The 15,871-nt window shown below is 47.4% G+C and carries 20 protein-coding genes and 1 riboswitch; of the genes, 14 read left to right on the top strand and 6 right to left on the bottom strand.

Annotation, left to right across the window (positions count from 1 at the left end; translation table 11 throughout):
• Window positions 1–187: 187 nt before the first annotated feature.
• From ACFQ3W_RS20045 to ACFQ3W_RS20065, 5 genes are all read left to right on the top strand, one after another.
• A complete protein-coding gene (locus tag ACFQ3W_RS20045; protein ID WP_379321014.1) occupies window positions 188–1,879 on the top strand; it encodes a glycoside hydrolase family 13 protein in 1,692 nt (563 codons plus the stop codon).
• Between the two features lie 126 nt (window positions 1,880–2,005).
• Window positions 2,006–2,512: a metallophosphoesterase family protein gene (locus tag ACFQ3W_RS20050; RefSeq protein WP_379321015.1), complete on the top strand. Its 507-nt coding sequence runs from the start codon at window positions 2,006–2,008 to the stop codon at window positions 2,510–2,512.
• Window positions 2,513–2,778: 266 nt separating this feature from the next.
• Window positions 2,779–3,822, top strand: coding sequence for an ABC transporter substrate-binding protein (locus ACFQ3W_RS20055; protein WP_379321016.1), 1,044 nt, complete (start codon window positions 2,779–2,781; stop codon window positions 3,820–3,822).
• Between the two features lie 38 nt (window positions 3,823–3,860).
• Entirely contained in the window at window positions 3,861–4,775 is a 915-nt protein-coding gene (locus tag ACFQ3W_RS20060; RefSeq protein ID WP_379321017.1) for an ABC transporter permease, read from the top strand.
• Window positions 4,775–5,572 carry an ABC transporter ATP-binding protein gene (locus ACFQ3W_RS20065; RefSeq protein ID WP_379321018.1) on the top strand — a complete coding sequence of 266 codons (798 nt, stop codon included), beginning with the start codon at window positions 4,775–4,777 and terminating at the stop codon, window positions 5,570–5,572. Before ACFQ3W_RS20060 ends, ACFQ3W_RS20065 begins: the two co-directional genes overlap by 1 nt.
• Window positions 5,573–5,628: 56 nt before the next feature.
• On the opposite strand, the gene ACFQ3W_RS20070 is transcribed toward ACFQ3W_RS20065, so the two are convergent.
• On the bottom strand, window positions 5,629–5,844 hold the full coding sequence (locus tag ACFQ3W_RS20070; protein WP_379321019.1) for a DUF2512 family protein: 216 nt from the start codon (window positions 5,842–5,844) through the stop codon (window positions 5,629–5,631).
• Between the two features lie 117 nt (window positions 5,845–5,961).
• On the opposite strand from ACFQ3W_RS20070, the gene ACFQ3W_RS20075 reads away from it, so the two are divergent.
• The 5 genes from ACFQ3W_RS20075 to ACFQ3W_RS20095 all read left to right on the top strand — a co-directional run bounded on the left by ACFQ3W_RS20075 (window position 5,962) and on the right by ACFQ3W_RS20095 (window position 9,661).
• Window positions 5,962–6,903 carry an NAD(P)/FAD-dependent oxidoreductase gene (locus ACFQ3W_RS20075; RefSeq protein ID WP_379321086.1) on the top strand — a complete coding sequence of 314 codons (942 nt, stop codon included), beginning with the start codon at window positions 5,962–5,964 and terminating at the stop codon, window positions 6,901–6,903.
• Complete coding sequence (locus ACFQ3W_RS20080) at window positions 6,893–7,195, top strand: antibiotic biosynthesis monooxygenase family protein (protein ID WP_379321087.1); 303 nt, start codon at window positions 6,893–6,895, stop codon at window positions 7,193–7,195. The genes ACFQ3W_RS20075 and ACFQ3W_RS20080 overlap by 11 nt, the downstream gene beginning before the upstream one ends.
• A 28-nt stretch (window positions 7,196–7,223) precedes the next feature.
• Window positions 7,224–7,733, top strand: coding sequence for a GNAT family N-acetyltransferase (locus ACFQ3W_RS20085; RefSeq protein WP_379321020.1), 510 nt, complete (start codon window positions 7,224–7,226; stop codon window positions 7,731–7,733).
• A gap of 29 nt (window positions 7,734–7,762) precedes the next feature.
• The gene (locus tag ACFQ3W_RS20090) at window positions 7,763–8,371 is read left to right on the top strand and encodes a TVP38/TMEM64 family protein (protein ID WP_379321021.1); all 609 of its coding nucleotides are present in this window, start codon (window positions 7,763–7,765) and stop codon (window positions 8,369–8,371) included.
• An 81-nt stretch (window positions 8,372–8,452) separates the two neighbouring features.
• Entirely contained in the window at window positions 8,453–9,661 is a 1,209-nt protein-coding gene (locus ACFQ3W_RS20095; protein ID WP_379321088.1) for an MFS transporter, read from the top strand.
• Window positions 9,662–9,743: 82 nt separating this feature from the next.
• Here the strand turns inward: ACFQ3W_RS20095 and ACFQ3W_RS20100 are convergent, their stop codons facing one another.
• A complete protein-coding gene (locus ACFQ3W_RS20100; RefSeq protein WP_379321022.1) occupies window positions 9,744–10,442 on the bottom strand; it encodes a metal-dependent hydrolase in 699 nt (232 codons plus the stop codon).
• 180 nt (window positions 10,443–10,622) lie between these two features.
• Here ACFQ3W_RS20100 and ACFQ3W_RS20105 point away from each other — a divergent pair, with 180 nt between their 5' ends.
• The 4 genes from ACFQ3W_RS20105 (at window position 10,623) to rpoD (ending at window position 13,141) form a co-directional block, all read left to right on the top strand.
• The gene (locus tag ACFQ3W_RS20105) at window positions 10,623–11,060 is read left to right on the top strand and encodes a VOC family protein (protein ID WP_379321023.1); all 438 of its coding nucleotides are present in this window, start codon (window positions 10,623–10,625) and stop codon (window positions 11,058–11,060) included.
• A complete protein-coding gene (locus ACFQ3W_RS20110) occupies window positions 11,057–11,212 on the top strand; it encodes a hypothetical protein (RefSeq protein ID WP_379321024.1) in 156 nt (51 codons plus the stop codon). The genes ACFQ3W_RS20105 and ACFQ3W_RS20110 overlap by 4 nt, the downstream gene beginning before the upstream one ends.
• A 130-nt stretch (window positions 11,213–11,342) precedes the next feature.
• Entirely contained in the window at window positions 11,343–11,996 is a 654-nt protein-coding gene (locus tag ACFQ3W_RS20115; protein WP_379321025.1) for a DsbA family oxidoreductase, read from the top strand.
• A 251-nt stretch (window positions 11,997–12,247) separates the two neighbouring features.
• Window positions 12,248–13,141 (top strand): RNA polymerase sigma factor RpoD, encoded by an 894-nt coding sequence (rpoD, locus tag ACFQ3W_RS20120; protein ID WP_379321089.1) that lies wholly within the window; start codon window positions 12,248–12,250, stop codon window positions 13,139–13,141.
• A 61-nt stretch (window positions 13,142–13,202) separates the two neighbouring features.
• On the opposite strand, the gene ACFQ3W_RS20125 is transcribed toward rpoD, so the two are convergent.
• The 4 genes from ACFQ3W_RS20125 to ACFQ3W_RS20140 form a co-directional block, all read right to left on the bottom strand.
• Entirely contained in the window at window positions 13,203–14,294 is a 1,092-nt protein-coding gene (locus ACFQ3W_RS20125) for a hypothetical protein (protein WP_379321026.1), read from the bottom strand.
• An 86-nt stretch (window positions 14,295–14,380) separates the two neighbouring features.
• Window positions 14,381–14,740, bottom strand: a complete 360-nt coding sequence (gene crcB / locus ACFQ3W_RS20130) for a fluoride efflux transporter CrcB (protein ID WP_379321027.1) — start codon at window positions 14,738–14,740, stop codon at window positions 14,381–14,383.
• On the bottom strand, window positions 14,737–15,123 hold the full coding sequence (gene crcB, locus ACFQ3W_RS20135) for a fluoride efflux transporter CrcB (RefSeq protein WP_379321028.1): 387 nt from the start codon (window positions 15,121–15,123) through the stop codon (window positions 14,737–14,739). Before crcB (ACFQ3W_RS20135) ends, crcB (ACFQ3W_RS20130) begins: the two co-directional genes overlap by 4 nt.
• A gap of 40 nt (window positions 15,124–15,163) precedes the next feature.
• Window positions 15,164–15,222, bottom strand: a riboswitch (Fluoride riboswitch).
• Between the two features lie 41 nt (window positions 15,223–15,263).
• Entirely contained in the window at window positions 15,264–15,677 is a 414-nt protein-coding gene (locus ACFQ3W_RS20140) for a DUF4183 domain-containing protein (RefSeq protein WP_379321029.1), read from the bottom strand.
• Window positions 15,678–15,871: the final 194 nt, after the last annotated feature.

The following is a 15,871-nucleotide window of genomic DNA, read 5'->3' on the forward strand; positions in this document are numbered from 1 at the left end:
ATTTTAGATGCACAAAATGCAGTTAAAAATGCAGAAATCTGTTATTGGCTCAGAATAGCTGCACTAAATACATTTAATGATGGATGGCGAGAGCTTCCAAGGAACGAGTTATACAATTCACCCTCGCTGTTAATAGTTATACTATGCAGGTTGGACATGACATTAGGCATTAGAGGAGATGGCAAGGATGAACCGGAAATGGTGGAAGGAGAGCGTCGTTTATCAAATTTATCCGATCAGCTTCAAGGACTCGAACGGGGATGGGATCGGAGATCTGCGCGGCATCATATCTAAACTTGATTATTTGCAGGACTTGGGTGTGGAGGTCATTTGGGTGTGTCCCATTTACAAATCGCCGGGTCATGATAATGGATACGATATTAGCGATTATTGCGGTATAAAGTCTCAATTTGGTACGATGGAAGACTTTGATGAGCTGCTGGAAGGCTTGCACGCGCGCGGGATGAAGCTGATGATGGATTTGGTGCTCAATCACACCTCCGACGAGCATCCGTGGTTTCTTGAGTCGCGACAGTCCCGGGATAGCTCCAAGCGGGATTATTACATATGGCGGAAGGGGAAAAACGGTGGGCCGCCGAACAACTGGGAATCGTATTTCAGCGGTTCCGTTTGGGAATATGACGAACAGACAGATGAGTACTATTTGCACCTGTATTCTAAGCATCAGCCGGACTTGAACTGGGAAAACCAGGCCGTCGTCGATCAGCTTCATGATATGGTCAAATGGTGGCTGGTCAAGGGTGTAGACGGATTCCGCTTTGATGCCATTGCTCATATCGTAAAGGCGGAAGGGCTTCCGGATGCCCAAAATCCGCACCTGACACCGACAGTTCGGGCTTATGAGATGTTCTCCAACTTGGATCATGTACATACCTTGCTGCAGGATCTGTACGACAATGTTCTTAACACTCACGATATTATGACGGTCGGGGAGACATCGGGCCTTGGTCCCGAGGAGGCGCTTTGCTATGTGGGTGATGATCGACGGGAGCTGCACATGACGTTTCAGTTTGAACATATGTTTCTCGATGCGGCCTCATCGGGCAGCGGAAAATGGGATATCGTCCCATGGAAGCTGCAGGAGCTTAAAGAGATTATGAGCAACTGGCAAACCGTGCTGCACGGTAGGGGCTGGAATGCCAACTACTTGTGCAATCACGACCAACCGCGTTCGGTTTCCCGTTTCGGGAACGATACGCGCTACCGGGTGCCGTCGGCGAAGATGCTGGCCACGTTCATTCACACCCTTGAAGGGACCCCTTACATTTACCAAGGGGAAGAGATCGGCATGACCAACGTGGCTTTTCCGTCGATTGATGACTACCGGGATGTGGAGACGCTCAATTACTATACAGAACAAATTCAAAGCGGGGTACCGGAAAATAAAATCATGCGGTCGATTCATCTGAAAAGCCGGGACAATGCCCGTACGCCGATGCAGTGGGATATGAGCGAGCAGGCCGGCTTTACGACCGGAGCCCCCTGGATTCAGGTGAACTCCAATTACACGGAGATCAACGTAGCAAGTGCTCAGCAGGACCCAGACTCCATCTATCATTATTACCGCAAATTAATACAGCTCCGTAAGCAGTATGATGTATTTGTCTACGGTGAGTACAAGCTGATTATGCCTTCACATCCCGAAATATACGGCTATACGCGAACGTTAGTGGACCAGCAGCTGCTCGTAATGCTGAACTTTTTTGAGAGGGAGCCACTATTCGAACTGCCTGAAGAGCTGAACGCCCATCAGGCAAAGTTGCTCATCAGTAATTATGAGGTGGATGAAGGAAAAGAAAATCTGCATCAATTAAGACTTCGTCCCTATGAGGCTAGAGTATACTTGTTACAGCAGTGAACCATTAACACGAGCTGTAGCGGCCACAATTGCTCATGACGGGGGCCGGTAATGCGTGTTAGACTGAAATTAGGATCTCTTAACGAGAATAAGGTTTGGGAATTTAATGAGCGAGGGTGACGTAGTATGAAAATTGGCGTCGTTTCAGACACGCATATGCCGCGCCGCGGGGCTGAGCTTCCGCAAGCCTTGATCAAAAGCTTCAAAGCTTGCGATCTGATACTTCATCTGGGAGACTGGACTTCCCTTGAGGTATATGAGCAATTGTCCAGGCTCGCTCCGGTCGATGGAATAGCTGGCAACAACGATGGAGCCGAGATCATTAGGCGTTTTGGGTATCAAAAAGTGCTCGAATTTGGTTCCAGACGAATCGGTTTAATCCATGGGCATCTGCCGAATGTTTGGAAAAGCGCCGAGCAAAATGCACGGATGGCTTTTGCGGGCAAGCCGCTTGACGCCGTGCTGTTTGGACATTCCCATAAGCCCTTTATGGAACGGAAAGACGGACTGCTGCTGTTTAACCCGGGTTCACCGACCGACAAACGGCGGGAAGCTAGGTACAGCTTTGGATTGCTTGAACTGGGGCCTGATGGAATTCAAGCGAAGCATGTTTTTATCAGCAGCAAAAAATGAATGTTGAATCAATAAATAGCGAGCCGGAAAAAGTCGGAAACTTTTTCTGGTTTTCTTTTTAGGGAGAGCTTTATTTTTCCGAAATTTCTGCCCATAGGTTATTGACGGATAATTGACCACCCCTTAATATAGGACTAATACTTCAAATCCTGAGGGACAAGAAAACGCACATCTTAACGCTTTAAGACTTTCATCTATAAAAGCGTTAATGAGAATGCGCTTTAAAGCACGAGTCAATATTATTATTTATGAAAGGGGAAGTGTTCATGAAAAAAATCGGATTTTTGTTCGCGGTGTCTCTTTTACTCCTTAGTGTTATTGGGTGCGGTAACACCACAAACAACGGGGGAACCAAATCAAGTAATGCTCAGGCAACTGGGGAGAGTGGGGAGAAGGCTAAATACAAAATTGCAATTTCGCAAATTGTAGAGCATCCTTCGCTCGATGCAACTCGTGAAGGCTTCCTCGCGGCATTGAAAGATGCGGGGATCGTAGAGGGTGATAATTTGCAGGTAGATTACAGCAACGCGCAAGGGGATCAGACCAATAATATGACGATTGCGCAAAAAATAGCCGGCGAGAAGTACGATCTCGTACTCGCGATCGCAACCGCTCCGGCTCAAGCCGTCGTGCAGCAGGTCAAAAATTCGCCGATCTTATTCGCGGCTGTGACCGATCCGCTGGACGCTAAAGTCGTTAGCAACCTTGATCATCCAGGCGGCAACGTATCGGGCGCTTCCGATACGAATCCTGAGGCCATTTCTAAACTGATGGATTTTGTTGCTGGAAACTTCAAGGACGTCAAAACCGTTGGGGTTGTCATTAACCAAGGGGAGCCGAATGCCGTAGTCATGACGAATCTCGCCGAAAAGGCACTTGAAAAACATGGGATCAAGCTCGTGAAGGCTTCCGTAACCAATACTTCGGAAGTGAAGCAGGCGGCGGAATCCTTAGTTGGACGCGCGGATGCTCTCTATATCACCCTGGATAATACGGTTGTGGAAGCCGTAAACACCGTCATTCAGGTCGCAAACGAAAATGATCTTCCTTTCTTCTCGAGTGATCGTGATACTGTCGAGAAAGGCGCTTTTGCGACAGTAGGTTTTAAATATTTTGATCATGGCTATCAGGTGGGCCAAATGGCAGTAGACGTATTGAAGAATGGGAAAAAGGTTGGCGATATGAAAGTGACGGTTCCTGACAAGCTCGACGTTATTTTGAACCTGAAGGCAGCTGCTGAACAGGGCATTGAAGTTACTGATGCCATGAAGGAACAGGTCAAAGATCAGGAAAACAATATACTCAAATAAAACGTATCCAAGCTCCTAAATTTTGAGGGGGTATCAACATGTTAAATTCATTGCTTGGAGCGGTTGAATCGGGATTACTGTATGCACTCATGGCGCTCGGTGTTTATATTACGTTTCGGATTCTGGATTTCCCGGATTTGACAGTGGACGGTAGCTTTACGACCGGAGGGGCCATTGCTGCCGTCATGATAAGCGCAGGCACATCCCCTTGGATTGCTACGATCGCGGCTTTTTTGGGAGGCGTGCTCGCTGGGGCGCTTACCGGCCTGATCCATACAAAAGGCAAAATCAACGGCCTGCTATCCGGGATTCTCATGATGATCGCTTTATATTCCATTAACATGCGCATTATGGGCAAACCTAATGTTGGTTTGCTTGGAGTGGATACTTTGTTCACCTCGGTTTCGCCGCTGGTAATCATGCCGTTCATGGTCATCATAATAAAGCTGCTGCTTGATTTGTTTCTGCGGACCGATCTTGGGCTCGCTCTTCGGGCTACCGGGGACAATCAGCGAATGATCCGTAGCTTCGGTGCGCACACCGATCATACCATTATTCTCGGACTTAGCTTATCTAACGGGCTAGTCGCTCTGTCCGGGGCTTTGATTGCCCAGCAATCCGGATTCGCCGACATTTCCTCCGGTATTGGCATGATCGTGATCGGGCTGGCTTCAGTTATTATCGGCGAGGCGATTTTCGGAGCTAGAACCGTGTTCTGGGCAACGCTTGCGGTAGTACTAGGTTCCATCGTTTATCGTATCGTCGTCGCTTTCGCCCTTCGTATCGAATGGCTGGAGCAGACGGATTTGAAGGTGATTACCGCGGTTATCGTCGTTATCGCGTTGGTGCTACCCTCGATTCGCCGCAGCTGGAAGCAGAAAAGTATGGCTCGCAGAAGGGCCGCCGAGATCGAAGTCTTTTCGCATCGGCGTAGTGCGGGAGGTGGATTCTGATGCTGCAGCTTTCCCATGTGTCCAAACTTTTTCACCCTGGTTCGCCTGATGAGAAAATCGCACTTATCGATGTAAACCTGCATCTGGAACCAGGTGACTTTGTTACGGTAATCGGCAGTAATGGTGCAGGTAAATCAACACTCATGAACATGATCTCCGGTGTTATTAAGCCGGATGCCGGGGAAGTGTGTATTGATGGCGTAGATATTAGCCATTTTCCGGAGTTCAAACGAAGCCGCTGGATCGGGCGTGTATTTCAGGACCCTATGGCCGGTACGGCTCCGCATATGACGATTGAGGAAAATTTAGCGATGGCTTATTCCCGAGGCAAGCGGCGTGGATTGCGGTTTGGTGTAGGCGCCAAACAGAGGGCACTGTTCAAAAGTGAGCTCAGCAGGCTCGGCATCGGACTCGAGAATCGGCTGCAGGCTAAGGTTGGCACGTTGTCCGGCGGGGAACGCCAGGCGCTCAGCCTCTTGATGGCGACGTTTACCGAGCCGCAAATCTTGCTCCTAGACGAGCATACAGCGGCTTTAGACCCTGCACGGGCAGAACTCGTAACGCAGCTGACCCGGGACATCGTGAGCAAGCTTCATTTGACGACCTTAATGGTGACCCATAATATGGAGCAAGCCATACGTCTCGGCAACCGTCTGATCATGATGGATGGCGGTCGAATTATTCTTGATGTAAACGGAGCAAAGAAACGTGATTTAACGATGGAACGTCTAATCGGAGAATTTGAACGGATCAGTGGACACAAACTGTCTGATGATCGCGTCGTTCTAGGTGGATAGGCGAATTCCTACAAAAAGAAGCCTTTAGAGCGCGGTTTTTCGCTCAAAAGGCTTCTTTAGTTTGTATGATGGCTAGCGAGAACTCCATCTGTTAAGGTGGCGACGGCATTATTTGTGCGGGGCAAGACAAATAAGTCTCCGAATAAATAGGCCAAGATAGACAACGCTATAGCTGTCAGAAACGCACCTAAAAGGGTTGCATTACTCATCAGCAGGATCAAGCCAAATACGATAACTCCGTTACCGAGCAGCTTGACGAGGAATTTATCCATGAAATTACACCTCCTTATGGTTACATTATCCTCGCTTGAAGATGAGTATGCATCTACCAGGTTGGGTCCTTTGAAGCCGAAATTCTAGAACACGAGGAAAGAGAGTGATGTTTGTATATGGTTTATGATTGCATTATCGTCGGGGGCGGAATTGCCGGTTTACAGGCTGCCATTCAATTAGGCCGGTATTCAAAGCATCACATTCTGGTCATTGATGCGGGTTACGGCAGGTCCACGCTCTGCAGGGAATATCACAATCTACTTGGCCATCCGGAGGGGATCTCCGGCGAAGAGCTTCGCAGACGAGGGAGAAGGCAGGCGGAAAGCTTCGGAGTCCAGTTTGCCCGGGATCTGATCCAAATGGCGGAGAAAAGAGAAGACCTCTTCTGTCTTGAGGGAAAAAACGGGCGTACCTATACTTCGAAAACGCTGCTGCTTGCAACGGGCGTACTGGATCGCTTTCCGGAGCTTCCCGGGCTCGTACCAACGCTTGGAATCAGCGTTTACGTCTGTCCTGATTGCGATGGTTACGAAGTTCAAGGACGCAAAACTATCGTTATGGGTGCCGGAGAGACGGGAGCGAATATGGCAATGATATTAGCTGATCGGACACAGGACTTGACGTATATCAATCATGAGCAAAGACCAATTTCGGAGCGGCTGCAGATTCTAATGAAGAAAAAAGGGGTTAAATACGGGGAAGGAATTATCAAACAAGTGAATCAAGCTCATGACGGACAAATTTCTTCCATAGTTATGAATGACGGCCGTCAGTTTGAAGCTGAGCGGGGATTTATCGCCTTTGGCGGTAATGAGGTTCATTCCGAGTTGGCAGAGCAGTTGGGCGTAAAGGTTAGCGCTAACCGTCATGTTGAGGCGGACCCGAGAAGTAGAAAGACGAATGTGGAAGGCCTCTGGGTAGCTGGAGATGTCGGCGTTCATGCCGAACAGGTCACCGTAGCCATGGGAGAAGGATCGATAGCCGCGATATGGATTCATAAAGCGCTAAGTCCGTGCTATAATCAGTTGAACGAAGGGGATGATGAGAATGATTCTTGAGGTGGCTCAGCTGCAGGTTAAACCTGGCATGATCAATGATTTCGAAAGCAATTTCCGCAAAGCTTCGAAGCTGATCGCACAAATTAAGGGCTATATCAGTCATGAACTACATAAGTGCGTCGAGACAGAAAATAAGTACATTTTGCTGGTTCGATGGGAATCTATTGCGGCGCATGAAGTCGGCTTTAGAAAGTCGCCCCAATATGAAGAGTGGAAAGCTCTTCTCCACCATTTTTATGATCCTTTTCCGACTGTGGAACATTACATTACGATCAAACACGAGACAATTTAATCACAGGATAAGGGAGTGTAAATGGCGTATGGTACAGAATTTTGAGTATACGATTGAAGATGCAGAGATTAACGATTTGGAGGCAATTGTCTCCATCTATAATGAAACGATTGCTGGGCGGATGGTTACGGCGGATTTGGAGCCGGTTACCGTGCAAGACCGAATAAATTGGTTTAAGGAGCATTCTCCCGAGTTTCGTCCTTTATGGGTGATGAAAGTAGATGGCAGGGTGGCAGCATGGCTTAGCTTTCAGTCTTTTTACGACCGCCCAGCATATAACGCCACTGCGGAAATTAGTATTTACATTACCGAAGAGTATAGGAACTGTGGCATCGGAAGTATTTTAATGAACAAGGCGATTGCCACTTGCCCAAATATTCAGGTTCAAACGCTGCTCGGGTTTGTATTTGCTCATAATGAGCCGAGTTTGGCTTTACTTGAAAAAAAATTCGGGTTCGAAAGATGGGCACATCTGCCTCGTGTCGCCAATTTGGACGGGATTGAACGAGATCTTGTTATTTTAGGCAAAAGGGTCTAATTTCATCTTTTGAATGGGGAAAAGATACGTTGAATGAGTGGATAGAGCAAATATCGAAATGGTTTCTCGAAACAACGCAACTTAGCGGCTTTTACATATTAGTGCTGACGATTCCGCTGGCCTTGCTTCAGGGTTTGATTGGTTTTTTCCCGTTTGCCACTGTGGTAATGCTTCATATTTCCCTGCTTGGAATCAAGAACGGTTTGCTGGCCAGCTGGATCGCCGGAACGATAGCCGGGCAGGTAGTTTATTGGTTATGCAGATACTTTTTCACGGATTGGGTTAACCGTAAATGGATGCATCGATTAAAGAAGTATGAGAAATGGCAGAGAGGGCTGGACCGTTATGGAGTTTGGGCGGTCATTTTCCTGCGGACGATTCCGATTATGCCCAATAATCTTATTTCATTTATGTCGGCAATATCTGATATGAAGTCCAAATCCTATGCCTGGTCGAATCTGATCGGCAATTTGTCGGGGATTTGGCTGTATGGAATTTTGAGCGCACCGATTGTATTTCCAGGGATGAGCGTGCGAAAGCTTATTTTTTCCTATATAGGATTCCTGTTGATCCTTGTCGTTGTATTTATGATCCGAAACAGCAGTATCCGAAAAAATGACCGGGGTATGATGACCTAGCATGGATACCCCCCTTTTAAGGAAAGATATATGAAAAAAGTTAGATAAGGGGGCGATCGCTTGAGTGTGACGGAGACGGAAATGTCTTACGGTTCGAAACGGCGCAAGCTGTTGTTCAGTGCCGGTATGAGCTGGATGTTTGATGCCATGGATATCGGTATTATCTCATTTATTGCAGCAGCACTCGCTAAGGAGTGGAGCTTGAGTCCACAGCAAACCGGCTTGTTCACGAGTATAAACTCGGTCGGCATGGCTCTTGGAGCTGCAGCAGCTGGTATCCTGGCCGACAGATTCGGACGTAAAGCCGTTTTGCTTTGGACATTGCTTATTTTTTCAGTAGCTACCGGATTGTCTGCATTAGCGGCCAGCTTTACCATCTTATGTACTCTGCGCTTTATCGCTGGATTTGGGTTAGGTGGTGAGCTACCGGTTGCTTCTACGCTCGTGTCGGAGTCGGTTCCGGCAAAAGAACGGGGGAGGGCCGTTGTCCTGCTGGAAAGCTTCTGGGCTGGTGGCTGGATCGCGTCAGCTCTGATCTCGTATTTTGTGATTCCGAATTACGGATGGCAGGCAGCCTTTGTGATTGGAGCACTTCCTGTATTCTATGCGTTATATTTACGCAGATCAATCGAGGATCCGATTCGATTCAAGGCACAGGCCTCCCGGAAAGAAACGGCTCCAACGTTCCGCAAGCGCCTTGCCTCTGTTTGGTCATCCGATCATAGACGTTCTACAATCATGTTATGGGTGTTATGGTTTACGGTCGTCTTTTCGTACTATGGGATGTTCTTATGGCTTCCTTCGGTTATGGTCTTGAAAGGCTTCAGCTTGGTTAAAAGTTTTGAGTATGTGCTGATTATGACGCTCGCGCAGCTTCCCGGTTATTTTACGGCCGCTTATTTCATAGAGAAATTCGGCCGCAAGTTTGTCCTGGTGTTGTATTTACTGCTTACTGCAGCCAGCGCTGCATGGTTTGGCAGTGCCTCGACGGAAGGAATGCTGATGGCAGCAGGAATCTGCTTGTCCTTTTTTAATCTTGGTGCATGGGGAGGCATGTACGCTTATACGCCGGAGCTTTACCCTACAAGCGTTCGATCAACGGGGGGAGGCCTTGCGGCATCCTTTGGGCGGATCGGCGGCATTATCGCTCCATATCTCGTTGGGATGCTTGTAGCTAGACAGGTGGAGATCGGGTCGATATTCTGGATCTTTTTCGTAACAATATTGGTGGGTGCTTTAGCGGTATTGTGGCTTGGAACAGAAACAAAGGGAAAGGAATTAGCGGATTAGCATTAGACCAATAGGGAAAAAATCTGGCCTCTAGCTCTTCAAACAAGTTTGTAATGAGCGGAGGCCAGATTGCTGATAGGGCTTATAGCTTTAGAGCAGCCGTATCGAGGGTATTGCCAGGCTTTAAGGCGTGGCCTTGAATTCCTTTTTTGAGCAGATCGGTTACATAATGTTCTCCATCCTGGCGAATGAGGTCAAATGTATTATAGTGGATAGGAACAACATGCTTGGCATTTACCCATTCTGCGGCGAATAAGGCGTCTTCTGGTCCCATCGTAAAATGATCGCCAATAGGAATGAATGCCAGGTCAATCGGTCGCTGGGCACCAATCAGCTTCATATCGCTAAACAGGGCCGTATCGCCAGCATGATAAATACGAAGTCCCTCAATGTCGAGTACGATTCCCGCGGCAACCCCTAAATACAGGCTAATGCCATTTTGATGTAAGGATGAGCTGTGAAGTGCGGGCACCCATTTCAGAGAACCGAACGGAAGAGATAGGGAGCCGCCCAAATTTATCCCTACAGTTTGTAGGCCGGCATTCGCGAAATAGGAGGCTAGTTCAACGATGGCGATTATTGGAGCGCCTGTACGTCTGGCAATGATTTCCGCATCTCCAATATGGTCGGAATGCCCATGAGTTAACAGGATATAATCGGCCCTAATCTCGCTTTCGGCTGCGGCAGCAGTAGGGTTCCCCGTTAAAAACGGGTCGATGATCAATTGATGTTTTCCCGTATCCAGGTGGATACAAGAATGCCCCAAATATGTAATCTTCATTTTATCACCTCAATGGAATGGAAGTAGTTACCTTATTATCCATTATAACTTTAAGCCGGCGTTTAGTCACATTAGTAACGAAGTACTACCCGAAAATAGATGGGTTGAAGAGGAATGATTTAGGTAAAAATATGGACAGTATTTAGTAAAGAAATTTAAAAACGATAGGAGACGATTGTGATGACAATGCAACTGGTACCTTATTTCGTAATGAACGGAAATGCCAAGGAGGCTATCGACTTTTACCAAAAGGCGCTCGATGCTGAGTTGTTCGCGATTCAAACCTTTGGAGATATGCCAGCAAATCCTGATTTTCCACTGCCTGATTCAGCAAAAGGGCTTGTTTCACACGCTTTATTGAAAATCGGTGAATCAAGCTTGATGCTCTCCGACACTTTTCCCGGGCAGTCGCGTCAGAGTGGGAATCAAGTTACGGTCTGTATTACGATTAACGATAGCGAAAAGGCAAAGCAAATCTTTGAGGCGCTAGGCTCCGGCGGTCAAGTAACAATGCCGCTACAGGCTACGTTCTTCAGCCCTGCATACGGTTCTCTTGTTGATAAGTATGGCGTGACGTTCCAAATATTCGCGGAACCGGAGGAACGAAAGGACCAGTGAAAATAATCATTACACAAGGCGAAGCTGTCAAAAAAGGGATATGGAATAAAGTGAGCAAGTCATTTGGGGTAAAAGAAGAGGATGAAGTATGGGAGAATGAGCAGTTTATATTGACGGAAGAGCAGGCCCGTGAATATGGTCTGATTCGATAACGAGGAGTACGGGGGAGAAAATAAGCAAACGTTGCTTATAAGAGAGGGGACGGTTAATATGGTGTATAGATAAAATTTTCGTTAAAGCCATCATCGATGGAATTGGTATTGTGTTTGGGAGGAGATTGATATGAAAATTGAGATTTGGTCGGACTTCAGTTGTCCGTTTTGTTACATCGGAAAAAGTCGGTTGGAGAAAGCACTCGACTCTTTCAGCCACCCGGAAGATCTTGAGGTTGTGTTTCGCAGCTTTGAACTTGATACCGGAGCACCGAGGGATACCGAATCCAGCATTCATGAACTGCTTGCGGTGAAGTATGGGCTTAGCTTGGAGCAAGCGAAAGAATCGAATCAAAACGTGGCTGCCCAAGCTAAGACTGAGGGATTGACCTATCGGTTTGATACGATTATTCCTACGAACACCTTCGATGCACATCGCCTGATGCATTATGCGAGTGAACAAGGGAAAGCGCGCGAAATGTCTGAGAGACTGTTTCGTGCGTATTTTACGGACTCCTTACATATCGGCGATCGCGATACTTTGGCTAGGCTGGCTCAAGAGATTGGTCTAGATAAACAGGAAGTCAGCAATATTCTGGAACGGAATGATTATGCTGAACAGGTTCGCGAGGATGAACGGGAAGCAAGACAGCTTGGCATTCGCGGTGTCCCGTTTGTCGTTTTTCGTGGGAAATATGCAGTCTCGGGAGCTCAGCCGCTTGAAATTTTTCAGGGAGCACTGCAGCGGGCTTGGGAAGATCAAGCTGAAAACAATGGGAAATAAAATAGTGAAATAAAATAATCAAACAAAAAACGCTGATCCGTTATGGATCAGCGTAATCATTTCTTAAAAATAAAACTTGTATTCATAAAAAACCTATGTTAAAATGACGGATAGTCATAACACAAACTGTTTGACTGGAATAATCTATTCAATAATAGCATAATATCAACGCTTTGTCAAATGGATATACAGGAGTTAGATAAAGAAGAAATTTTTCGCAATTTTCATTTTTTAGGGTGGGGGTCTGAATGATGACGGAGGACTTGAAACATAACGAGGCGGAATATACCGATGACCTGACGCTGCCGCCAGGTATTAAAATTGACGACCCGGTACGGATGTACTTGAAGGAAATTGGGCGTGTTCCTCTGTTGTCGGCCGAGGAAGAAATTCAGTTAGCTCAGCGTATTGAGAACGGGGATGAAGAGGCTAAACGCCGGCTTGCAGAAGCAAATCTTCGGCTTGTTGTCAGCATCGCTAGACGTTACGTTGGCCGTGGCATGGTTTTTCTAGATCTAATCCAAGAAGGTAATATGGGACTCATAAAAGCAGTAGAGAAGTTCGACTATTCGAAGGGCTTCAAATTTAGCACTTATGCAACCTGGTGGATTAGACAAGCGATTACGAGAGCAATTGCAGACCAAGCAAGAACGATCCGGATTCCGGTTCATATGGTGGAGACAATCAACAAGCTGATTCGGATTTCCAGACAGCTGCTCCAGGAAATTGGACGTGAGCCTACGCCGGAGGAAATCGCGAAGGAAATGGATCTTACACCTGATAAAGTTCGTGAAATTATGAAGATTGCTCAGGAACCGGTTTCGCTGGAAACGCCGATCGGGGAGGAAAATGACTCCAATTTGGGCGATTTTATTGAGGATCATGATGCTCCTGCACCTGCGGAGGCCGCTGCCTACGAATTGCTGAAAGAGCAGCTTGAGGAAGTCCTGGATACACTGACGGAACGTGAGGAGAACGTCCTTCGTCTGCGCTTCGGGATGGATGACGGGCGGACGCGGACATTGGAAGAAGTCGGCAAGGAATTTGGTGTAACGCGGGAACGAATTCGCCAAATTGAAGCCAAGGCGCTAAGAAAACTGAGACATCCGAGCCGCAGTAAGCGGTTGAAGGATTTCATGGAATAATGATTATACAAAAAGCTCCCGGATGATTATCCGGGAGCTTTTTGACGTTCGCAGACTGCTGTTATTTACGGAACCGCCGAGCTTTTGACGGCTTGATTGCTTTTAACTGTTTTGGTGAGAGCGGGAGAACGCACATATATTTACCGCTCCGTCCTCGGTTTGGCCTTGCTGTCCCAGCCTTTCCAGGCCGCGCGACCCGAGTTTTAAACACCTTCATGAACCAGTCAATCGGATAAGAAATCGACAGAAGCCCGTTATCTGAACCAGCGAAATTGACGGCGGCCGCCAGATTGCCACGTCGGGTCAACCAGACTGAGCCGGAATCTCCGGCAAGGGAAACAGGCCGTTTGCCGCGAATGACGCTTTGGTTCTTGAAAGTAATCGTCCCCAGATTTCCATAGTCCCCATAATCGACTTGAATATCCGTATGGATTGACTCCACAGTTCCGGTTACGACACCACTCGTGCGTCCGACCTTTTTGAAGCGGTCCCCAATTTTATAGCTCTTAATATATCCCGGTACGGTGCCGTATACTGCATAGGCCGGTTTTAACAAGCTGCGTCTTAACGGCTTTGAAGTAGCAGCATCCAAATAGTTGGCTCGCTTCTTGCTCAGCGGGATAAATCGGTCCATACGCCCGATTCGGTCCCGTCCACTTATACCGCCATCCGCACCTCCCGGCTGAATCGTTTCGGAGAAGCGGTTCGTATTTTCCTTAACCAGGACATGGTTATTGCTCAAAATGTAACGGCTTTGTCCGTTGTTAATGTCACTAACGATGAGCCCCGCGGTTCCGGAGGCAACACTTGTCCCTACGCTATAACCGGCGACAACCGGCCGGATCCGTCCTGTAAAGCTCCGTTTTGAAAGGGGAGCGGTTCTGTTCTTACAGAACTTAGTTGAACGTACAATCCGAATGGGAACCCCTGCTTTGGTGGCAATTCGCGGTGGTAAAGGCGAAGTTCGCTTTTTACCGCCTCTTTTTCTGGCTGCTGCGGAGGACAAGGCTTCCGCATACACGATGATGGCCGCCCCTTTCTTGGGGTTTTTAGGGTCATGAAGTCCAACACCTATGCCATGTATTCCTCTTTTTCGAAGCATCCTCCCGGCAATGCGCCGCTTAACCAAATAGGCTTTACGAAAACTGGACAATATGAATCACCTTTTCTCGCGGTTTTGCCTTATTGTATGCAGCAACCAAGCAAGGTGCCTTTGTGGGAGGACAGCTGCCTAGATCTTTAGCTGATACTCAAATGTCCGAGCCATGCGAACAGGATACCAAGAACGACGGAGGTAACGACATAAGCTGCGGCTTGAGATTTATTTCCCTTTTCGATGAGTCCGATTGTCTCATAACCAAAGGTGGAGAAGGTTGTGTACGCCCCGCAAAAGCCAACGCCGAGCATAAGCCAGCTCCAGTCCGGAATAGAATGTGAGCTATGTAGCCCCGATAAGATACCAAGAATAAAGGAGCCGCTGATATTAATAACCCAAGTTCCCCAGGGATAGCTTGTACCCACTTTGGCGGAAATCCATTTGCCTAAATAGTAACGCAGAAGCGTACCGAAGATACCTCCAAGGCCAACGATACCGATCATTTGGAGACGCCTCCTTTATGCAGACTTTTCTTCCCGATAGCCACTCCTATAAATGACATGAGTAGTCCACCAACTACACTAATAAGTAAGTATAGAACCGCTGTACCAAACTGTTTTCCGCTTATAGCATCAACCGTTTGGACCGAGAAGGTGGAAAACGTCGTAAAAGCCCCGGTAAAGCCTGTGCCGATCCCAAGACGCACGTCTGGACGTATTTTCCATTTTGTCGCTATCGTAAAAAACCATCCAAGAAAAAAACAGCCCACCAAATTGATCAAAACGGTTGCAAGCTGAAAATTCCCTGCAGCCGGGATCCACCTGCCTACCTCATATCGGAATATAGAACCTAGAAACCCTCCAATGATTAGTGCAATCACGTTCATATCGATCAGCCTCCAAAAATAAACAGACTCCTACCAGTTTATACTGGTAGGAGTCATCAGCTCAAGGCGGTTATGGCGAACTCCATCGCCTTTTAACTTTGGGATTATTCTAGTCTATGAAATCGCTGTTCGTCAAGGAATTAGGTGATGATCGTAATCGTAGGGGCAGAAATCGTTGGCGGCGTGGATAAAGTTGAGTTCACGCCTGCAAAATTTCCAATTTCCAATTGAACAGGGATACCGGCAGTAACATCTACCGTTGCCAAGACAAGGTTTGCGGTAGACAACGTGGACAGCGATTCTTGTTGAATGACCCCGTTGATATAGACGTTGAAATAGTCGCTCGCAGTCAAGGCAGGTATGGCCGTAATGGCTGTGTTGGTATCATCTACGAAGCTGGCGGCTGGAACCGTCGTATCGGTGGCTCCGATCATTCCGGCAGTTATGGTTGTGAAGAAGCGGGTAACGGCTGGTGATATGGTTGTAGTCACAGCTCCGCCTGAAGCAACAGGAGCCGAAGAGACGGCCGTAAAGACAGGTTTAACGACTGGCATCTGATTGCACCTCCAAATCTAATTTATATCGAGAGACTCGATATATTACATATAATGATTTTATTTTCATATGGAGACGGCTTTTCTTCCCCTAGGAAGAGATTTTTTTTGGAATCTTCAAGGGCTATAGATATTTGTCTATTTCCCCCTAAGCATGTGCACATATGATATTGAAGCTATGGTTCAAAATGGTT

It is taken from the genome of Paenibacillus puldeungensis (genome assembly GCF_042678945.1).
In the GTDB taxonomy this organism is placed as follows: domain Bacteria; phylum Bacillota; class Bacilli; order Paenibacillales; family Paenibacillaceae; genus Fontibacillus; species Fontibacillus puldeungensis.